Below are 21,053 nucleotides of genomic sequence, written 5' to 3'. Positions count from 1 at the left end.
GGATAAATGAGCGAGTCGCAGTGCTTAGGCATTTTAAAGCCATCCTAGGATGGCTTTAAAATCATGCCATTGAGTTAACAGATAAAGTCAGAATTACTGATAACTGCTGGTGTGTACGTTTCTCACCGCGCGGCCTGATGGGTCGATAATCCCTTGTAAGCTCTCATCCCAAGCTAAGGCTTCTGGGGTTGAGCAGGCAACAGATTTACCACCTGGCACAGTTTCTGCCGCGCCAGAGATATTATAAAACTCTTCAAAGAAACAGCGGTAGAAATAGGCCTCCTTGGTTTCAGGAGTGTTATAGGGGAAGCGGAATTTAGCGTTAGCCAGCTGTAAATCGTCCACTTTTCCCGCTGCTTGCTCTTTTAAGCCATCAATCCACGAGTAGCCAACCCCATCACTGAACTGTTCTTTTTGACGCCAAACCACTTCTTTAGGTAATTTGTGCTCAAAGGCTTGCCTTAAAATGTGCTTCTCCATACGGCCATTTGTAGACATTTTAGCTTGTGGGTTGATGCGCATTGCTACATCCATAAATTCTTTATCTAGGAAGGGCACACGGGCTTCCAAACCCCAAGCAGCCATGGCCTTGTTGGCACGTAGGCAGTCGAATAAATGCAGTTTATCTAACTTACGCACTAACTCTTCATGGAATGCTTGGGCATTGGGCGCTTTATGGAAATATAAGTAACCACCAAAGAGTTCATCAGCGCCTTCACCTGAAAGCACCATTTTAATGCCCATGGCTTTGATTTTTCTCGCCATTAAATACATAGGTGTTGCTGCACGAATGGTAGTGACATCGTAGGTTTCTAAGTGGTAGATGACTTCCTTAATCGCATCTAAGCCTTCTTGGAAAGTGAAATGAATTTCGTGGTGAATAGTGCCAATAGCATCGGCGACTTTTTTAGCGGCGATAAGATCTGGCGCTCCTTCAAGACCGACGGCAAAAGAGTGCAGCTGTGGCCACCAAGCATCAGATTTATCATCATTTTCAATGCGATGCTTAGCAAATGTTTGAGTGATAGCAGAAATAACCGATGAATCTAAGCCGCCAGAGAGTAGTACCCCATAAGGTACGTCAGACATCAGTTGACGCTTAACAGCCGCTTCTAAGGCGTCGCGTAATTCATCGACACTGGCTGGGTTGTCTTGCACTGCCGCAAAGTCGCGCCAGTCTCTGTGATAATAAGTGACTGGGTGTTCATTTTGTGAGAAGTAATATTGCCCTGGCTGAAATTCAGCCACTGTCTTACACACTGGCATTAGGGCTTTCATTTCTGAGGCAATATACAAGTTGCCTGTGCTATCGTGGCCTGAGTAAAGCGGAATGATCCCCATATGATCACGGCCGATAAGGTAGCTGTCAGTGGTTTTGTCGTAAAGCACGAAGGCAAAAATACCGTTGAGTTTATCGAGAAAATCACAGCCATACTCCTGATATAAAGCCAAAATAACTTCGCAATCTGAGTTAGTCTGGTAGCTGTACTTGTCACCAAGCTCAGCTTTTAGTTGCTTATGGTTGTAGATCTCACCGTTCACCGCCAGCACTAGGTTGCCATCTTGGCTGTAAAGTGGCTGAGCACCGTGCTCGATATCTACAATCGCTAAACGCTCGTGGGCAAGAATTGCCTTTTCACCGGCATAAATACCTGACCAATCAGGTCCACGATGACGCATGAGTTTTGACATCTCTAAGGCAACTTGGCGTAATCCTTTCGCGTCTGACTGTATATCTAAAATGGCAAATATTGAACACATGGGCGACTCCTAACAACACAGTAAAATTAATTTATTGGCGCTAACACCGTTTCTTGAAACCACAATGCCACTATTTTTGATTACTGCCAAATGTAATTTTTATTAAAACCTCAACTTAACCTGCTTTTTAACATGAGATATTGGTGCTAATTGCTTTAAAAAATGATGGATCCATATTTATTTTGTATTTTTATTGATGAATGTTCTTTTTTATTGCAGATGTTGATAGTCTGCTTAGTGATTACTCAGTGAAGGGCTAAAGATTGCGAATAGCTTAACTGGGTCAGTTAATGGGCTTAGATAGCTGGTATTGGTAGCCTGTATTGATAGCCCAGTTCTATACCTCATTGATAAGCCAATAATAACCATGGTGACTGCAATTAAGTACCAGGTTAAGTATCTTGGTGGCACAGGCGTAAAAAAGCCCAATCCTAAGATTGGGCCATCAGAGCATTAAATCAGTAAGTGGATTTAAACCTTTGATTTAAAAGCCGCGCGGTAAGGTTTGGCCGGCGATGTTGGCAAGTTTTTCACGCCATAACTGTTTTGGAGTTAAGCCTTTATTTTGTGCGTTTTTAGATGCATTTGCAGTCGCTAGCGGCTTGTTTGTCGAAGTCTTAGGGGCAGGTTTCTTTACGGCTTTACTCGCAGCAGTTTTTGCTGCAGGAACCGTTTTTTTCGCAGGGGCTTTTATCGCAGTTGGGGTGACAGCGGCGCCAGAATTGACTTCTGCTAACATCTGCTCGAGATCGCTAAAACGCAAGGACTTACCTTCGTTTATCTTATACCAGCTGCCTTTTTGTACTATTTCAATCTTCTCGGAAGATTGCTTTTCAAGGGCCAGTTGCAGTTGGGCGATAACCTCTTCTTTAGTTAAATTTGACATGTTAATAACCTACTCATGTTTTTGTTAAAACTTATGATTACAATTTGCTAGGTGCAATTTTAGAGTGAAACTAGGGTAAAAGTCCAATTTGAGGCAGTTTCGGGCATTAAACGAGCGTTTTAATCTCTTTTTGTGACATATATACAAATTTATTAGGCTATTTGTATATAATCAGTTTTATTGAACGCCTTTGAAAACAGCAAGTTTGGAGCAAAAGATGACGGCAAGCGACGGCATAACACGTACTCAGTTAGTGGCCTATTTGGATGAGTTTTTAAATGTCAGCCAATTTAAAGACTATGCACCTAATGGACTGCAAGTAGAAGGTAAAGATAACATACACACAATCGTCACTGGCGTTACAGCGTGCCAGCCCTTAATTGAACAAGCCATAGCGCTCAATGCAGACGCTATCTTGGTGCATCATGGATTTTTTTGGAAGAATGAAGTTGAAGTCATCACCGGCATGAAGCATAAGCGGATAAAGGCATTAATCAATAATGACATCAGCTTGTTTGGTTATCACCTGCCGCTAGATGCGCATCACGGCGTGGGCAACAATGCTGAACTTGCCAGAGTGTTAGGCATTATTAGTCCTCGGGTTTGCCCGCAAGTGTCACAAGATTTACTGTGGCACGGCCATTTAGATGTACCTATGTTACCTGAAGCTTTTGCCGCCCATTTATACACAAGCCTTGGCCGTGAAGCTTTGCATATTGGTGATAAAAGCAAACACATTCGCACAGTGGCGTGGTGCACAGGCGGCGCACAGGACTACATTGATGAGGCGGTAAGGCTTGGTGTGGATGCCTTTATCAGCGGTGAAGTATCAGAGCGTACTTTTCATAGTGCCATGGAGCAGGATATTCACTATTTTGCCGCCGGACACCATGCCACAGAGCAATTTGGTATTCAGGCGTTAGGCGAGCACTTAAGCCGTGAATTTGGTTTAAAGCATCATTTCATCGATATTATCAACCCAGTGTGATCTGTCTTTAATTGAGAATAATAGTCAATCCCTTGTTAACCCTGCCTTAATTCATGTCCTGCAGGCTCTAATAGCTTTTCTACAAAGAATCGCTATATAAATAAAAATGCCAGCTGATGCTGGCATTTTTATCGTTCTAGTCACTCCCGTAACAGAGAGCTTTAGCTCTGAGCGCCAGTTGAGGCGTGTTCGGAGGCTTCTGTTGGCGTATAAATGCCAATAAGCTTGCGCATCATGGCTTTGCTGTCTTCGATTGCGATATACAGGCAAGGGATCAAGCATAAGGTCACTACGGTCGCAAACAACACACCAAAGGCCAAGGATACTGCCATCGGGATCACCATCTGCGCTTGCATGCTGGTTTCCGCCATAATGGGCACTAGGCCAATAAAGGTGGTGAGTGAGGTGAGCATAATGGCCCTAAAGCGGCGACATCCAGCATCAATGACCGCTTGCTTTAATGGCACGCCTGCGCGGCGAGAGTTATTGACATAATCCACCATCACAAGTGAGTCGTTGACTACTACACCCGCGGCGGCAATGATGCCAAATACTGACAAGGCACTTAAGTCTATGCCCAGTATAATGTGACCCAACACTGAGCCAATCACCCCAAAAGGGATCACTGACATTATCATAATTGGCTGTAAATATGACTTAAGCGGAATAGCCAACAAACTGTAGATCACCAGTAGTGAGATAATAAAATCACGCATCTGAGTATCAGCGCTGTCGAGCTGCTCTTGTATGCTGCCAGACACCTCGCTATGAACTCTTGGATACTTGGTCAGAAGCTCAGGCATAAAGTTATCGCGTATGTCTTTGGCGAGCTTAAAGGGTTCTGCTTGCTCAGCATCGACCGAGGCCCACACATTAATGGTGCGATTGCCGTTTTCGCGGCGAATACTGTTGACACCTTGAACTACAGTAATTTCAGCCACTTCAGATAAAGGTAACTCTGCGCCTTGAGAAGTTCTTATGCGCACATCTTGCACTAAGGCAATAGAGTTTCTTTGCTCTTCTGGGTAGCGCAGCATGACTTTGACTTCTTCGCCGTTACGTAAAATACGCTGAGCTTCAAGGCCGTAGAAACTATCGCCCACTTGGCCTGCAACATTGGCTAAGGTGAGCCCTAGGCTGCTGGCTAAGGGTTTAAGCTTAAACTGCACTTCTTTGGCACTGGATTGACGGCTGTCGTTAACGTCGCTAACGCCTTTAAGTGAATTGAGCTTCTCTTTTAGTGCGATAGATGCAGCTACCAGTTGTCCTTCATCTTTGCCTTCCAATCTAAAGCTAATATCTCCGTCTTCACGGCCGCCGCCAAAGAGACTGTCTTGGATAGTAAATGACTTCACCCCAGGGATTTGGGGTATGGCTTGACGCCATAATTCAGCCACTTCAAAGGTGTTCAGTGGACGCAGTTCAGGGTCAACCAGCTTAGTCATCACCTCAGCGCTAGTGCGGCCACGAAGGTCAACTTGCATGTCTGAAATCATGCTTTGGCCATACTGCTGCTTAAGATCCTGATCGACCTTGTACAAAGCACTTTCAATGGCGAGAGCTGCTGCTAAGGTGGATTTTTCTGAAGCATCAACATTCATTTCAAGCTTCACCCGCGGAAAATCGTGGGGGATTTTAGGTTGACCAATGAAACGCACAAGACCGCCTGTGTACAAACCAATACAGATTAAAATCAAGCTAATAAATACCATGATAACGGTATAACGGTAATGCACTGCAAGCACTAAGCTTGGGCGATAAACATGGGTGATAAAGCGGCTTAAGTTAACTTCAACTTTACCTTGAACAAAGTTAACGCCGTTTCTAAGCCAATCCAGTGGATTTTTAGAACCTGGTTTGACGACTTTAGGTTTTTTCATGTGTGCCAAGTGAGCAGGCAAAATGAGTTTTGATTCTACAAGTGAGAACAACAAACATAACACCACAACAAAACCAATGGCTTGACCAAACGCAGAGGAGGGGCCGTCATCCAGAGTGATAGGTAAGAAAGCCGCGATGGTGGTCAGTACGCCAAAGGTTGCCGGCATAGCTACGCGCTTCACACCTCTTATGACAGAGTCGATATTCTGGCCTTTTTCTTCACACTCCGTATGGGCACTTTCACCCATAACGATGGCATCATCGACCACAATACCCAGCACTAGAATAAAGGCGAACAAGCTAATGACGTTAATAGTGACGTCAATGAATCCCATCGGCATAAATAATAAAGTGCCAAGGAAACACACAGGTAGCCCCATCATTACCCAAAAAGCCAAACGCACTCGTAAGAATAGGGCAAGCATGAGAAACACCAATACTGCGCCGCTTTTCATGCTGTCGAGCATCAATTCGAGACGACCATCGAGGTAGTAGGTCATGTCCACCCAAGGTTCAAACTTAACCCCTTGCGGTAGGACTTTTTGTTTCTGGGCAACATAGTCACGAATGGTGGCCGCTACTGCGGTAATACTTTGGTTTTTAGCGGCGCCTATGAAAAAGGTCACCGAGTTTTTACCATTAAATTTAGAGTATTGAATGCCATCTTCAAAGCCATCATTGACTTTGGCAACATCACCAAGCAATAAATTGGTGCCATCTTCTAGGGTTAATAGTGGTAAGTCTTCAAACTCATAACCAACATAGGCTTGGTTTTGTACCCGTAAATTGATGTAACCGTTTTCAGCTTTGATTTGGCCTGCTGACATATTACGTGAATAGCCACGTACAGCGTCGGCAACATCATTAAAGGTGAGGCCGTATTCACGCAGTTTATCTTTACTGACTTCAATGGCAATTTCATAGCCTAGCCCGCCGTAAAAATCGGAAATATTAACCCCAGGTAGCTGCATGATTTCATCGTGAACTCGCTCCCCTAACTCTTTAAGTTGTCGCTGCGACAAATCACCATAAAGACTTAAGTACATGACTTCTTGTCTTATTTTAATGCGCTCTACTTTTGGGCTTTCCATGGTCGCAGGAAAGGTAGAGATGGCATTAATTTCAGACTTAACTTCTTCTAATACTTCCTGTGGATCGTAAGAGTCTTCAATCTGAAAATAGCCGCTGGCCACATTACGGTCTGAATAGCTTATTATCCGCTTAAGTCCTTGCACGCTTTCTAGGGCCTGCTCAATCTTGATGGTAATGCCTTCTTCCACTTCTTGCGGTGCAGTGCCAGGATAGACGGCACTGAATTCAATCCAATTGATTTCAACTGCGGGAAAAAACTGTTTACGGATGGTGTTTGCTGTCAGTAAACCACCGACTAAAATGATAAACATCAATAAGTTGGCTGCAACAGGGTTACGGGCAAACCAGGCAATGAGTCCTTTGTGGGTGTCTTCCATGTCTACTCCTCGTTACTCATGGCTAAATCAGTTGCGCTTGGCTCTTTTGCGGGCTCTTTTTGCAACACTTTGTCACCAGGAAGCGCAAGTTTCATGCCTTCAACAGGATAATCTAACGCGGAAGTGATAAGGCTAGCACCATTTTCAATGCCTTCGGCAATCACCACATCGGCGCCTTGTTGACGAATAATGTTAACGGATTTGTAACGTAAGGTTTTGTCAGTATCTAAGATTGCGATTTGGCCATTAACGATGAGGTGGCGAGGTACAACGGCAACATTGCCGGCATGGCTACCATCGATTTTGGCGGTAACATAAGTGCCGTATCTCAGCTCATTAGTGTGCAGCGGTGCAGTTTGTTGTAAACCATAAGGGTCGACAATTTCTGCAATCAAATAGGTCATGCGACTTTTATTGTCCACCACCCCTTCACTGCGAACAATTTTGCCATGCCACTGTTGGGCACTGCCTGCAAAGTTACCGGCAAGGGTGACCTTAGCGCCAATCCCCATATTATGCAGGAATTGAATTTCTTTATCGGCAAGGGGCAGGCGTACTTCGGCTTTATCTGTACTTAAAGTTGAGCCAATGATGCTGCCTTTACTGACATAGGAGCCTAGGCCAATGGCACGGCTGGCAATTAAGGCATCATAGGGAGCGCGGATAACGGTGCGCTCAAGATTACGCTTGGCGCGATTAAGGCCAGCTTCTGCGCTTTTTTGGCGGGCAATTTCTTGGGCAAGCTGCGGCTTACGTAAGCTTAGTGCTGTCGGAGTACCATTGGTAATTTGTGCCCATTCTTTTTCGGCCACTTTAACGTTGGCTTTCTCTTGCACTAATGAGGCTCGACTTGAGGCTAGCGTTGCTTGGGCATCGAGAAGGTCTGACTCATAATCACTGGGATCGATTTTGGCTAGTATGTCACCTTGTTTAACAAAACCACCTTTGACGAAGCTCTCTGATAAGTAAAGAATCTCACCGTTAACTTGGGATATCAATTCAGTTTGATATTTAGCACTCACCACCCCATAAGAACTGACTGAGAAAGTCATAGGTTGATAGTTGATTTCTTCAACGGACACCAGTGGAGTATTGTCCACTTTAGGTTTTTCTGCCGGAGGCTCTTTTAATGCCGAGATCCCAACGAGTCCTGCGATACCTAACCCTATCACTGCAATAGGCAATATAATCTGTTTTTTAGTCGCCACAACACGTCCTCTTGTTAAGCTTATGTATTGTTTTTGTTATTCTTGCAAAGTCATGTAGACCAGCCTAGTGTGTGTATAATAAAGGATTTTTTACCAGCATGTGATCTCAATATGTAAATGTGTATGTTCTACTAAAGAATAAATATAACAATATGGCTAAATTATCTACAATTTGCTTCGAGCTGGCATTAATGTTCTTGAATGAAAGGCCTTGTTGTTTGAACGAGAGCAAGACCAAGCCGTGATGAAATTGAACTTGAAAATAACTTAGGCTTAATTCAAGTAATGAAAAGTCGGGTAGGAGGTTTGTAAAAAAGCCAGTCAATAATTTTAACTGGCTTTTTTGAGGCTGTTATCGCAAATTACACTGCTTTATAGGTGTATGACTACTTTTTAGCATCTAGCCTTTTGCGTCAAGATAGCGCTCGGCATCTAATGCGGCCATGCAGCCGGTACCGGCAGAGGTGATCGCTTGGCGATAATGCTGATCCATTACATCACCACAAGCATAAACGCCTTCTATACTGGTTTGAGTCGCATTGCCTTGTAAACCACTGTTTACTTTTAAATAACCGTGGTTCATTTCAAGTTGACCTGCAAAAATACCGGTATTTGGACTATGGCCAATGGCAACGAACACCCCGGCAACCGCTAAGTCTGTGACAGCGCCATTTTTAGTGCTCTTTTTCTTAAGGCCAGTGACGCCCATGGCATCGCCTGTCACTTCTTCAAGGGTTTCATCTAAATGCAGAATGATATTACCGTTGGCGACTTTATCCATTAAGCGATCGATTAAGATTTTCTCAGAGCGGAAAGTGTCACGACGGTGAATTAAATGCACTTCTGAAGCAATATTACTTAGGTATAAGGCTTCTTCAACGGCGGTGTTACCGCCACCAATAACGGCAACTTTTTGGTTACGGTAGAAAAAGCCGTCACAAGTCGCACAAGCTGACACGCCGCGGCCCATAAAGGCTTCTTCCGAAGGCAGACCTAGGTATTTCGCAGAAGCACCCGTTGCAATGATCAAGGCATCACAAGTATATTCGCCGTTATCGCCTTTTAATCGAAACGGACGCTCAGTTAGTGTGACTTCGTTGATATGATCAAATAGGATTTCGGTATCAAACTTTTCAGCATGCTCTTTCATGCGGTCCATCAAAGCTGGACCGGTTAAGTCATGGGCATCACCTGGCCAGTTTTCCACTTCAGTGGTGGTCGTCAATTGACCACCTTGCTGCATCCCTGTGATCATCACAGGCTTTAAATTTGCGCGTGCAGCATAAACAGCAGCGGTGTAACCAGCAGGGCCTGAACCTAAGATAAGAAGGTTACTATGACGAGCTTCACTCATTTTTTATTCTCCGTGGATATGCCTTAAGCAATTTGCATCAGATTGTAGGGAATTTAATGTCTTGGGTAAAGACCAGTTCAGGTAACAAAAGCGATTGAGATAATCTGAAGTGTCAATTAATACCATTGGTGCAAGGTCTATAGAGCAGCTTTTGTTAAATACTCATGTACTCACTGACTTTCGTCTAGTTCTGTATTTGGCGGTAATGATATTGCAGCGGTGTTGGCCATGGCATCGTTAAATCAAAAAGCCCGCAGTATTCAGTGAATAATACGGGCTTTTTTAGTGTCTAGCGTTACAGAGATTATTGGGCTTGTTGGGCGGGCTCCCAGGTTAACCACTGTGGATCAAAGTCTTGTTGGAGTGTGATAATGCTACCGGATGCCAGTGCATTGTCTGCTTGAGTCACATCTTGGGTGACCACATTTATGCCGCCTGCCAGTATGGTTTCTAATGAACCGGTTTCAATTTGAGCACCAGAAAATAATCCCACATCAATTTTAATCCCTGAGGTATTCCAGAATAAGCTCGTTTGGTTTACAAGGTGGGCGTACTTGCCTTGAATATGGGCAAAAAGCTGTACTTTATTTCCAGCAGCATTTAGCTGGACACCATCAATTTGTCCAATGGCAATACCGCGATAGAAAATTTGCGAGCCGGTTTTTAATGAACCCAGCTCTTTATCTTCTAAGGTAAATGTCAGCGCATCTTCAGCGAGATTGGCGTAATGCCTTGGTTTGCTTTGCACGGCAAAACTTAACGCATCATCTGTACTACTGCCAGGGGTAACACCTATATAGGGACCGGTTAGCAAGGTCTCGGGGGCCTTGATGCCAGACAGTGAAATAAGCGCATCGACAACAAAATACTCACTGTCACTGCGACTGAAGTGCTGGGCATACTCGCCGTATAAATAGGCTTTTGCGGTTAACTCCTCAAGATTTGGGCTGAGCTTAACGCTTTGCACTTGACCTATTTGATGGCCCTGATAGCGAATCGGTGCTTTGGCAGTCACTTTTGCGCTGGCGGGTAAGGTGAGGCTGATAGCTTTAGCTTGCACCAGTGCAAGTTGGCGGTCCTCATAAAGGATACCTGTTTGCTGGATTGTGTTGGCATCTTCATTTGAGATATCAATAAACCCAAGGCTAATGCTGCCTTTTATTGCGCCCGCAAGTGGCGCTATGTCGAGTTCAATACCGGCAAGGCTTGCATCAACTGACATGGCTTGATTGCGCCAAAATACCCGATTAGGTTTAAGCAGTGCGTTAAATTTCTTATCGATAGCAAGTTTTACCGAAAAGGTGTCACTTGCGGCTTGCCATATGATGCTTTCCACTTCGCCTATGGCCATTTTTTTATAATAAATCGGCGCGCCAGCACTTAAATCAGCACCATCTTGACTGGTCAGGGTTAGGTAGGTTTTATGGGCTTTGTCTTGTTCTTGCTGGGCGGCAGCGTTCGATGCAAATAAAGTAAATTGGTTTTGCTTCGCTAATTGTTTGCTGCTGCCGGGAATAAGGCTGATAGCGCCGTCGACCAAAGTGGTCAAGTCACGAGTTTGTACTTGTACGCCCTCTAAAGAGGCACTGATATTAAGCGCTGATTCAGGGATAAAGTAACTGCCTTGAGTTAATAAGGCGGCAAATTCGGGAAGAATTTCAACTTGATACTCAACTTGCTCAAAGTTTTTACTTAAGGAGACCTTGTTGACTTGGCCGATAGGCAGTTGCCTAAAGCGCAGTTGAGAGCCGGCTTTCACGCCATTATTCTCTTTGGCGACCACAGTTATAAAACGCTTTTTGGCCCACAATAAATCAGGTGCGCTGGACTCAAGAACAAAGCTGTTTTTGCTTTTGTCTGTGGAGACTCCAGGGAGAATGTTAATCACATTGCCAGTAATTAACCGCGCTGCATGCTTAACCCCTGATAAGGATATTTCAGCACCTGATAACCAAAATCGACTGTCACTGTTGAGCAGCATTTGATGTTCAGCATTAAGTTCAGCTGTTAAGGTTACGCCAGCATCACTGAGCTTTTTATCAATAATTTTCCCCACATTTATTCCGCGATAAATAATATCAGCGCCTTTACTGACGTTTTCGCCATCTGTTGCTGTTAGCGTAAAGCGGTGGCCCGTTGTGGCCTGGGCTTCATCGGCAAATAATAAGAAACTGTCGCCATTTTCAGCTAAAGCTTGGGCTTCTTCTGAGTCAAAACTGATCCCGCCAGCAAGCATTGAAGCTAAACTTTCTGTGTTAATTTTTATTCCAGATAAAGAAGCGTCAATACTTACGCCAGAGACGTTCCAAAAGCGTGAATTCTTTTTAACTAACTGGGCATATTGTTCTTGAATAAACACGCTTATGACGATGAGCTGGCTGTTTTCAAGGCGATAACTGACTACGCTTCCCACAGGAATTTGATGATAAAACACCTGCGAGCCAACATCGATGGAGCCCAATTTATGGCTGGTGAGCTCGATGACTAAGCCTTCACTACTGGGTAAAATGCTCGGTGTTTCACGTTCGGCTTCAAATTGAGTCGCGGAGCGGCCACTGCCAGGCTGCAGGGCAATATAATTACCAGAAAATAGTGCATCGAGTCCTTCGACCCCGGTAATACTGGCTTTGGGGGTGACTAACCAAAAGAGGGTGTCTTTACGCAAGAAAGGGTCAGCGCGGTAATCCATCAATACTTTGACATTGACGCCTTTAAGGTCATCATCAATGCTGATGTCACTGACTTTACCCACGGTTAATCCTTGGTATTTTACTAAGGTTTTACCGACATCTATGCCGGTAGCGTTAGGGAAGTGAATTTGGATTTCTATGCCGGATTCGCGAATGCTTTTAAATCCGAGCCAGCCGCCCAAGATCAGCGCCACGATTGGTAGTAACCAAATGGGGGAGAATAGTTTTTTCTTAACAACTTTTGGTGATTCAATGTGTGTCATTATGAGTTTCCAAACGATCCCAAAGTAAACGAGTATCTAGCACTTTAGCAGCAAGCTGCGTCAGTAAAATAACCAGTGCAAACGCTGTCGCTGCTGGGGCTGGCTTGGCATCCAAGAGTTGCCCCATATTGACCAGCGCGACAGTGAGTGAGATGACGAACAAATCTAACATGGACCAGCGGCCGATCCATTCTATGACATGAAAACCCACCATCATTTTGCGCTTAGAAATAGGGATATTGTAGCTAATGGCGCAAAGATAAGCCCCGAGGCCAAAAATTTTAAGCCAAGGTACTAAAATACTGGCAGTAAATACGATAACAGCAATGGGGTAAAGCTCAAGGTGCACTAAATGGGTGATGCCACTTAAGATAGTGTCATGGGTGACCTTTCCTTGATTGGTTAAAGTGGTAATCGGGTAAATATTGGCAGGGATCAATAAAATGGCGGCGGTAATTAGCAGTGCCCAACTTTGTTGTAAACTGGCCTTGTTACGGACAATGATGGGGCTGTCGCAACGTGGGCAGTGAGTCTGACTGGTCTTATTCAGCTTTTTACACACAGTGCAAATACACAGGCCTAATGTGATGCCCAAGGTTGATTTTACTGACTGCTGTTCAGTGTCCATGACTCAGGCTCCACATATGTTCTAGGCTGTATTCTCTTTGCAAAAACAAGGCGACTAAGAACAGCATAGTGAATGAAAACGTACCAAAGCCAAAATAAATATCGGCAAAGTCAGACAACTGAAATGCTGAAACTAAAAAACTTATTACGTAAATTTCCAGCATAGTCATTTGAGAGATTACCCCATGGTGGCGCAATAGCTGTTTATAAATGCTTTGCCAAAAACGTCCGCTTAAATTGAGTTTGACGATGAGGATTTGCGCTAATATCGATAAAATAAGTAATCCCGGCGCGACCACGGCTGCCGTCAACACCGCAAGCCCAACCACCCAGTAGCCCTGAGTCCAAACCGATAACGCTGCGTGTAATACTGTGGTGGTGCGCACGCTGCCTAAAAATTGGATCTCAAGCACAGGTAATAAATTGGCGGGAATATAGAAGATTAATGCTGTGATGCAAAGGGCTAACATGCCATTGAGTGAGCAGTAGGGCGCATCATACAAAACGGTATGGCAGCGAGGGCATAGGGCTCTCACACTCGATGGCAATGCCCGCTTGCGTACAGCTAAATCACAAGAGCGGCACAGTACAACACCATTGGGTTCACGAGTTGCTTGCATAAGTGATAATCAATTATCCGCGGTTGATGTCTGAGTAAGATAACGCCTGAACAGCATAGTTGAATTTCTATTTCGCCGCAGGACGGTTTAAAGGGTGAATGATACCTTGATGAGGTTCATTTCCTAGCGCCTGATTTTACTAAAGAATACTTAAAGATGATAAATGATATCAGAATAACTGAAACACTTGCATATTAACTTAATCATGTGACACTCTACGCACTGTATATAAAAACAGTAAGAGGTGGAGTATGGCTGTCGTTACACAATTTGTCGTGGTCAGAGAAGGGGTAGAGAAGATGACATTCACATCGAAAAAGGAGGCTGATGCCTTTGATAAGATGTTAGATATCGCTGATAACCTGATCCCATTCCTGTTAGAATCGCCGTTAGCACTTGATGATAGCCAATGTGAACAATTAGCGTTTTACATGGCGAAGCAAAAAGACGCATTAACCGGTCTACTAAAAGGGGCTAGCCCTGTAGTAGCATCGAGTAAGCCCTTAGCAGTTAAAAAGCCTGCTAAAAAAGTATCCGATAAAGAATCATAGTCATGGCCGAAGGGCCATCGTTAGGGAGCACCGCAACAGATGAAAGCTGATTTCTACCACACCTTAGAACGTCAAGCCAGTGCACTATTAGCTGGGGAAGACGATATCATCGCCGCCATGGCTAATTTTTCAGCCCTGTTAAATGATAACTTAGATGACTTAAACTGGGTGGGCTTTTATATCATGCGTGATAGCCAATTAGTGCTTGGACCTTTTCAAGGAAAAGTGGCTTGCACTCGTATTCCGTTAGGAAAAGGCGTTTGTGGCAGTGCAGCAGAGCAAAATGCCACCTTAAGGGTCGCTGATGTGCACCAATTTGATGGCCATATTGCCTGTGATAGTGCCAGCAATTCGGAAATCGTTATTCCGGTTCGCCGTGGAAATGAAGTGATAGCTGTGCTTGATATCGATAGCCCATCTTTAGACAGATTCGACAGTGAAGATCAACTTGGGCTAGAAAAACTGGTTAAAAGCTTAGAATCTTGCTTATTTGCTCAATAAGCGAACAATATTGGTTAAATCTAGGTCGCTTTCGCTGGCGTGAACCTTATAATATGTCGCGATAGATATTTGAGCTGGATTTCTTGATTAGCTATGAATAAGCTAATGAGCCACTTAGGATAATTTGTTAAGCTTTGTTTCAGAGGCTTTAGCTATCGTGCACTAAGTGCTAATTTGTACGTTGAGCGTAAGCTTGGCGAAGATGAACGACTACGGGCAGTACCTTGCCTAATGTCCCCTTATTTAACGTGGAAGTAAAAATGGAATCAACAGACAAGTTGACCGACACCAACGCAATTTTAGCGTATTTATATGAAACATTTCCTTTATGCTTTATTGCAGAGGGCGAGACTAAACCATTAAAAATCGGTTTGTTTCAAGACTTGGCTGAAAAGTTGGCTGATGATTCTAAAGTCAGTAAGACTCAACTTAGGGTTGCTCTGCGCCGTTATACTAGCAGCTGGCGCTACCTTAAAGGCGTAAAGCCTGGTGCTCAACGTATCGATTTAGACGGCGTTGATTGCGGTGAGTTAGAACAAGAACATATCGACCACGCCCAAGCTACGCTCAAAGAAAGTCAAGAGAAAGCCAAAGCTAAGCGTTTAGCTGTTGCTGCTAAAAATCCAGCGAAGAAGCCAGCTAGACCAGCTAAAAAGGCAGCGCCTAAAACGCAAGTTAAAAAACAACCTGCACCAGCTGAAAAAGCCGCGCCTGTGGTTGAGCTTGTGCCCGCTAAGCTTGAAGAGCTTAAGCAAAAGCAGCGCGTCAATATCAAGTTAGGCCAAAATCCAGTGTCAGGTGTTATCACTGATATTAATAAAGAAGATGTGCATGTTCAGTTAGACACTGGCTTAACAGTCAAGGTACGTGTTGAGCACATATTATTATAATGTTCTAAAAGGAGTAACTTGTTGATGGGAAAACTTACCTTAGCCGTGTCGATTGCCGCTTTGTTTGCTGGATTGCCAGCGTGGGCTTTTGAACCAGCGATTCAAATCAACGAGTTACCCAGCTTGTCTCAGGAGCCACAACATAAAGTGGCGAGCAAGCGAGTGGCCAGCTTGTTCACTCGCTCGCATTATCATAGATTTGCCCTCGATGATGCGTTTTCTGAGCATATCTTCAATCTCTATTTGGAACAGCTAGATTATCGCCGTAATGTGATGACTCAGAGCGACCTTGATAGCTTTGATAAGTATCGACATAGTTTTGATGACATGGTCACCAGTGGTGAGTTGACGCCGGCTTTTACCATGTTTGATTTGCTGCAAAAGCGCCGTTATGAGCGCTTTGCTTATGCATTGAGCCTGCTCGATAAAGAAAAACCCTTCGACTTTACCCAGGCAGGCGATAAATATCAGTTTGATCGTGAAGATGCACCATGGGCTAAAAATGATGCTGAATTGGATGAGCTTTGGCGTCAGCGTGTTAAATATGATGCGCTAAACCTTAAACTTACCGGTAAAGAATGGCCTGATATCGTTGAAGTACTGCAAAAGCGTTATAACAATGCTATCAAGCGTCTAAGTCAAACTCACAGTGAAGATGTGTTTCAGGCGGTAATGAATGCGTTTGCTCGCAGCGTTGAGCCCCACACCAGTTATTTATCACCACGTAATGCTGAGCGTTTTCAAATGGAAATGAACCTAAGCCTTGAAGGCATAGGTGCTGTGTTGCAAATGGATGATGACTATACCGTGATTAAAAGTTTAGTCGCAGGTGGTCCTGCAGCACTGAGCGAAAAGCTTTCACCAGAAGATAAAATCATAGGTGTTGGTCAAAAAGACAAAGAAATTGTCGATGTTATCGGCTGGCGATTAGATGATGTTGTTGAACTCATCAAAGGTCCAAAGGGCAGTGAAGTGGTGTTGCAAATTCTGCCTAATAAAGGTGGCGCAAATGCCAAAACTTTTGAAGTTATGATAACTCGCGATAAAATCCGACTCGAAGACAGAGCTGCAACCTCTAAGATTATCGAACCTAAAGAAGGTGAATACGCCAACCGTAAAGTGGGCGTTATTCAAATCCCAGGTTTTTATATGAACCTGTCCCAAGACGTCACCAAAGAATTGGTCAAGCTTAATGAAGCCAATGTTGAAGGTGTGGTTGTGGATTTACGAGGCAATGGCGGCGGCGCATTAACTGAAGCCACGTTACTGACAGGTTTATTTATTGATAAAGGACCAGTGGTTCAAATTCGTGATGCTAACGGCCGAGTGAGTCAAAATAGCGATAATGATGGTAGCAGCGTTTACGGCGGTCCATTAACGATAATGGTCGACAGATACAGCGCCTCAGCGTCAGAAATTTTTGCAGCAGCTCTGCAAGATTATAACCGTGCGCTAGTCGTCGGTGAATCGACCTTCGGTAAAGGGACAGTGCAACAGCACAAGAGTCTTGGACGAATTTATGACATGTACGACAAGCCAATCGGCCATGTCCAGTATACTATCGCTAAGTTTTACCGCATTAATGGCGGTAGCACTCAGCTTAAAGGCGTGACCCCAGATTTAGCATTCCCAAGTGCACTTGAACCAGGTGAATACGGTGAGTCTGAGCAGAAATATGCACTACCTTGGGATAAAGTACCGGTTGCCAATTATTCATCTCTTGGACAAATTAACAGCGAATTAGTTAGTGTACTCAATACTAAGCATCAAGGGCGTATTGGCCAGAATGTTGAGTTTGGTTATATTAATCAAGATATTACCGAATACAAGAAACATCATGAAGACACTACTATCTCACTAGTTGAAAGCGAGCGTTTAGCTTCCCGTGCAGAGGATGATAAACGTGTGCTAGATAGAACCAATGAACGCCGAGTAAAATTAGGCCTAAAAGCCGTGGCGTCAATGGATGATATCGAAGATGAGATTGAAAACCCTGATGCTTTTTTAGATGAAACGGTTTATATCACCTTAGATATGGTTGATTCGGCTAAAATGGCCAAAAACAGCGTAAAATAAGCCACATACTCAATAAAAACGCGCTAACTAGCGCGTTTTTTATTTGCTCATTTTTATAAATCCGTTAAGTTCATGTTCAGTATTAACCCAGTAAGGATTTCACATGTCCCAGTCACAAGCTAAATACCTTAAAGATTATCAAACACCTGCCTATACCATTACTCATGTCGATCTTGCTTTTAATTTAGATGAAAGCCGTACTCAAGTGAGGGCAAAAAGTAAGGTGGTACGTTTAGGGTCTGCGGATGAACCTTTGGTACTTGTGGGTGAGCAACTTAACATGCTCAGCGTCACCATTGACGGAAAAGCCGCCAGATACCAAGAAATTGACGGTGAACTACGTATCGAGACTCAGACTACAGAGTTTGAGCTGGAAATCATAACTGCCCTTGACCCTGAAAAAAACTCAAGCCTTGAAGGCTTATACATGTCAGATGGTGCTTATTGCACTCAATGTGAGGCTGAAGGCTTTAGGCGGATTAGTTACTTCCTCGATCGCCCCGATGTACTGGCAACTTACACTGTGCGCATTGAAGCGGATAAAGCGGCGTTTCCCTTTTTGCTCAGTAACGGTAATTTGATGGAGCAAGGTGATGCTGACAATGGGCGTCATTTTGTGTGCTGGCAGGATCCTTTTCCAAAGCCTAGCTATTTGTTTGCCTTAGTGGCGGGAGATTTCGATTTATTGGAAGATCAATTTGTTACCATGAGCGAACGCACCGTAAAATTACAAGTGTTTGTTGATAAAGGCAATCTTCACAAAGCTTCCCATGCGATGGCGTCCCTTAAAAAATCCATGAAATGGGACGAAGAACGCTTTGGCCTTGAGTACGATCTTGATATTTACATGATAGTGGCGGTGGACTTTTTCAACATGGGTGCCATGGAAAACAAGGGCCTAAATATTTTTAATACCAAGTATGTGCTTGCAGATACTGCCAGTGCGACCGATGAAGATTATCATGGTATTGAGTCTGTGGTGGGTCATGAGTATTTCCACAACTGGACAGGTAACCGTATTACTTGTCGTGATTGGTTTCAGTTGAGCTTAAAAGAAGGCTTGACTGTGTTTAGGGATCAAGAATTCAGCTCCGATGTTGGCTCTCGGGCGGTAAATCGTATTCATGCGATTAAAGTGATGAAAAACCAGCAATTTGCAGAAGACTCAAGCCCAATGGCGCACCCCATTCGTCCTGAATCTGTAATTGAAATGAATAACTTTTATACTGTGACCGTATACAACAAGGGAGCAGAAGTTATCCGTATGCTGCACACCCTTTTAGGTGAGCAAGGTTTCCAAGCAGGGATGAAAACATACGTTGAGCGTCATGACGGTCAAGCGGTAACCTGTGATGATTTTGTGAATGCCATGGAAGATGCCAGCAGCAAAGATCTGAGTCAATTTAGACGCTGGTACGCGCAAGCTGGCACACCGGTAGTCAAAGTAGAACGTGATTTTAATCAGGCATTGAGCCGCTTTAGTCTGACCTTAAGCCAATCAGTGAAAGGTGTTGATGGAAAGTTAGGCCTGCCACTTCATATTCCTTTCAGTATCGAATTGCTAGATAGACAAGGTAAAAGTCTTGAAAACAAGGTGCTGGAGTTGACTCAAGCATCACAGGTGTTCCATTTTGATAACATCACTCAGGCACCAGTGGTGTCTTTGCTGCAAGATTTTTCTGCGCCAGTAAAACTGGATTATCAATATAAAATTGAAGAGTTAGTGCACTTAATGGCGTTTGCTAGCAGTGAAGTTGCCCGCTGGGAAGCTTCAGTGTCACTCATTAGTCACGCCATTTGGCAAAGTGTGCAGCAGCGTCAATCGCAGACTGTGATGACCATGGCATCAGAAATTATTGATGCCTTTAGAGGCGTTATTCTAGATGAAAGTTTAGATCCTGCCTTGGTTGCTGAAATGCTAAGTTTCCCTTCAGCTGCGGCATTGATTGAGCAAGTGGATAACGTTGAATTGGATGCTCTGGCCCAAGCACGGGAATTTATCCTAGCGCAACTTGCCGCAAGTTGTGAGGATGAGCTTGCCGCTCGTTACCAGAGCTTAGTGAATAAAGATGATGCAGCAAGCCGCGCGTATAAAAATACCTGTTTACTATTACTTTGTCAGGTGAGTGACAGTTATGAAGTTACAGTGCAGCAGCAATATGATAATGCCAGCAACATGACAGACAGTTTAGCTGCCCTAAAAGGCGCTGTAAAAGGACAGTTTGCTAACAAAGGCGCTTTATTGGCCGACTTTGAAGCAAAATGGCACCATACGCCTTTGGTGATGGATAAGTGGTTTGCATTGCAGGCTATGGATGACAGTGAAGATGTTATTCAGACCTTAAAAAGCTTAAGTAAACACCCAAGCTTTAGCTTTAACAACCCTAATAGAGTACGGTCATTAATAGGAACCTTTGCTATGGGTAATACTTATCAGTTCCACAATAATAACGCCAGCGGCTATCAGTATTTGACTGAAATTTTGATAAAATTAAATGACATTAACCCACAACTAGCTTCTAGAATGGTGACGCCGTTAATTCAATTTGCTAAATTTGATCTTCAAAGACAAGGGCATATTCGTACATGTTTAGATCAGTTATTAGTACTGCCTGGCTTATCCAAAGATGTGTTCGAAAAAGTATCGAAAGCATTAGCTTAAGCGTTTTCTGACTGTGAATAGAGTATGACGGATTTAGGTTTCTCACTAAGCTTGACTTAAAAGAGTAGCCAAGAGCGATATTCTATTGCAGATATAAGGCTTTATTATAAAAGGGAGTCATGTATATGACTCCCTTTGTTGATTGTTAAACATAGGGGGCATTGTGGAGTTCTATTTCTCACTTAGGGTAAGTTATGATGACTTCTTACCTTATTATCAAGGCACAGCATCTAAAGTATTAGTTAAAGACAGCCAAGGTAGAGAGCTGTTAATTAATGGCCGCTACTTTAGGCCTTTTGTTAATTCTTTGGGGGTTAACGGCCATTTCAAACTCTGCTTAGATAATCAAGGAAATTTCCTTGCCTTGGAGCAAGTTTAAAATTAATTCCGTTAGAGCAATAACTCCAAACACTCAATTGATTTAAACAGTAGCCTAATTTGTATTTTACTCTGTAAAGGCTGATGATTTTATTGCAGTTTTAATCAAGCTTAACCTTTCTATTAACCTTTCTGTGACAAGATTCAAATATAGCCGCTGAACTAACAGGCAAATATTTCGCAAGCGCTTTAATTTTATAATAAATTTTCTCCGGTTACGCCTTGCTCAACTAGGGTAAATGCTGTAA

15 protein-coding genes are annotated in these 21,053 nt (G+C 43.7%); 7 read left to right on the top strand and 8 right to left on the bottom strand.

The window, feature by feature from the left end:
• Positions 1-93: 93 nt before the first annotated feature.
• Positions 94-1,761 (bottom strand): asparagine synthase B, encoded by a 1,668-nt coding sequence (gene asnB / locus H5073_RS01090; protein WP_182676260.1) that lies wholly within the window; start codon positions 1,759-1,761, stop codon positions 94-96.
• Between the two features lie 484 nt (positions 1,762-2,245).
• On the bottom strand, positions 2,246-2,647 hold the full coding sequence (locus tag H5073_RS01085; RefSeq protein ID WP_182676259.1) for a hypothetical protein: 402 nt from the start codon (positions 2,645-2,647) through the stop codon (positions 2,246-2,248).
• A gap of 235 nt (positions 2,648-2,882) precedes the next feature.
• On the opposite strand from H5073_RS01085, the gene H5073_RS01080 reads away from it, so the two are divergent.
• On the top strand, positions 2,883-3,635 hold the full coding sequence (locus H5073_RS01080; protein ID WP_182676342.1) for a Nif3-like dinuclear metal center hexameric protein: 753 nt from the start codon (positions 2,883-2,885) through the stop codon (positions 3,633-3,635).
• A gap of 161 nt (positions 3,636-3,796) precedes the next feature.
• Here H5073_RS01080 and H5073_RS01075 read toward each other — a convergent pair whose 3' ends face one another.
• From H5073_RS01075 to H5073_RS01050, 6 genes are all read right to left on the bottom strand, one after another.
• Positions 3,797-6,985: an efflux RND transporter permease subunit gene (locus tag H5073_RS01075; RefSeq protein ID WP_182676258.1), complete on the bottom strand. Its 3,189-nt coding sequence runs from the start codon at positions 6,983-6,985 to the stop codon at positions 3,797-3,799.
• Positions 6,986-6,987: 2 nt separating this feature from the next.
• Complete coding sequence (locus H5073_RS01070; protein ID WP_182676257.1) at positions 6,988-8,193, bottom strand: efflux RND transporter periplasmic adaptor subunit; 1,206 nt, start codon at positions 8,191-8,193, stop codon at positions 6,988-6,990.
• A gap of 400 nt (positions 8,194-8,593) precedes the next feature.
• Complete coding sequence (trxB, locus tag H5073_RS01065; protein WP_182676256.1) at positions 8,594-9,547, bottom strand: thioredoxin-disulfide reductase; 954 nt, start codon at positions 9,545-9,547, stop codon at positions 8,594-8,596.
• Between the two features lie 304 nt (positions 9,548-9,851).
• Complete coding sequence (locus H5073_RS01060) at positions 9,852-12,500, bottom strand: PqiB family protein (RefSeq protein ID WP_182676255.1); 2,649 nt, start codon at positions 12,498-12,500, stop codon at positions 9,852-9,854.
• A complete protein-coding gene (locus tag H5073_RS01055; protein ID WP_182676254.1) occupies positions 12,487-13,128 on the bottom strand; it encodes a paraquat-inducible protein A in 642 nt (213 codons plus the stop codon). Before H5073_RS01055 ends, H5073_RS01060 begins: the two co-directional genes overlap by 14 nt.
• Positions 13,118-13,747: a paraquat-inducible protein A gene (locus H5073_RS01050; RefSeq protein WP_182676253.1), complete on the bottom strand. Its 630-nt coding sequence runs from the start codon at positions 13,745-13,747 to the stop codon at positions 13,118-13,120. Before H5073_RS01050 ends, H5073_RS01055 begins: the two co-directional genes overlap by 11 nt.
• A 251-nt stretch (positions 13,748-13,998) precedes the next feature.
• Between H5073_RS01050 and H5073_RS01045 the strand changes: the two genes are divergently transcribed.
• The 6 genes from H5073_RS01045 (at position 13,999) to H5073_RS01020 (ending at position 20,806) form a co-directional block, all read left to right on the top strand.
• Positions 13,999-14,298 carry a YebG family protein gene (locus tag H5073_RS01045; protein ID WP_182676252.1) on the top strand — a complete coding sequence of 100 codons (300 nt, stop codon included), beginning with the start codon at positions 13,999-14,001 and terminating at the stop codon, positions 14,296-14,298.
• 39 nt (positions 14,299-14,337) lie between these two features.
• On the top strand, positions 14,338-14,799 hold the full coding sequence (locus H5073_RS01040; protein ID WP_182676251.1) for a GAF domain-containing protein: 462 nt from the start codon (positions 14,338-14,340) through the stop codon (positions 14,797-14,799).
• Between the two features lie 260 nt (positions 14,800-15,059).
• The gene (gene proQ / locus H5073_RS01035; protein ID WP_182676250.1) at positions 15,060-15,689 is read left to right on the top strand and encodes an RNA chaperone ProQ; all 630 of its coding nucleotides are present in this window, start codon (positions 15,060-15,062) and stop codon (positions 15,687-15,689) included.
• Between the two features lie 24 nt (positions 15,690-15,713).
• Positions 15,714-17,765, top strand: coding sequence for a carboxy terminal-processing peptidase (prc, locus tag H5073_RS01030; RefSeq protein ID WP_182676249.1), 2,052 nt, complete (start codon positions 15,714-15,716; stop codon positions 17,763-17,765).
• 103 nt (positions 17,766-17,868) lie between these two features.
• Positions 17,869-20,427, top strand: a complete 2,559-nt coding sequence (gene pepN / locus H5073_RS01025; protein WP_182676248.1) for an aminopeptidase N — start codon at positions 17,869-17,871, stop codon at positions 20,425-20,427.
• 163 nt (positions 20,428-20,590) lie between these two features.
• Positions 20,591-20,806 carry a DUF2835 domain-containing protein gene (locus H5073_RS01020; RefSeq protein WP_182676247.1) on the top strand — a complete coding sequence of 72 codons (216 nt, stop codon included), beginning with the start codon at positions 20,591-20,593 and terminating at the stop codon, positions 20,804-20,806.
• Positions 20,807-21,053 lie beyond the last annotated feature (247 nt).

It is taken from the genome of Shewanella sp. SR44-3, assembly GCF_014163735.1.
Classification (GTDB): Bacteria; Pseudomonadota; Gammaproteobacteria; order Enterobacterales; family Shewanellaceae; genus Shewanella.
This window is presented reverse-complemented; position numbering and strand designations above follow the sequence as displayed.

Bases quoted from the DNA above. Each gene is read 5' to 3' on its own strand.
- H5073_RS01085 (WP_182676259.1), bottom strand. From the start codon at position 2,647: ATGTCAAATTTAACTAAAGAAGAGGTTATCGCCCAACTGCAACTGGCC.
- H5073_RS01075 (WP_182676258.1), bottom strand. From the start codon at position 6,985: ATGGAAGACACCCACAAAGGACTCATTGCCTGGTTTGCCCGTAACCCT.
- H5073_RS01050 (WP_182676253.1), bottom strand. From the start codon at position 13,747: ATGCAAGCAACTCGTGAACCCAATGGTGTTGTACTGTGCCGCTCTTGT.
- trxB (WP_182676256.1), bottom strand. From the start codon at position 9,547: ATGAGTGAAGCTCGTCATAGTAACCTTCTTATCTTAGGTTCAGGCCCT.
- asnB (WP_182676260.1), bottom strand. From the start codon at position 1,761: ATGTGTTCAATATTTGCCATTTTAGATATACAGTCAGACGCGAAAGGA.
- prc (WP_182676249.1), top strand. From the start codon at position 15,714: ATGGGAAAACTTACCTTAGCCGTGTCGATTGCCGCTTTGTTTGCTGGA.
- H5073_RS01055 (WP_182676254.1), bottom strand. From the start codon at position 13,128: ATGGACACTGAACAGCAGTCAGTAAAATCAACCTTGGGCATCACATTA.
- proQ (WP_182676250.1), top strand. From the start codon at position 15,060: ATGGAATCAACAGACAAGTTGACCGACACCAACGCAATTTTAGCGTAT.
- H5073_RS01060 (WP_182676255.1), bottom strand. From the start codon at position 12,500: ATGACACACATTGAATCACCAAAAGTTGTTAAGAAAAAACTATTCTCC.
- pepN (WP_182676248.1), top strand. From the start codon at position 17,869: ATGTCCCAGTCACAAGCTAAATACCTTAAAGATTATCAAACACCTGCC.
- H5073_RS01045 (WP_182676252.1), top strand. From the start codon at position 13,999: ATGGCTGTCGTTACACAATTTGTCGTGGTCAGAGAAGGGGTAGAGAAG.
- H5073_RS01040 (WP_182676251.1), top strand. From the start codon at position 14,338: ATGAAAGCTGATTTCTACCACACCTTAGAACGTCAAGCCAGTGCACTA.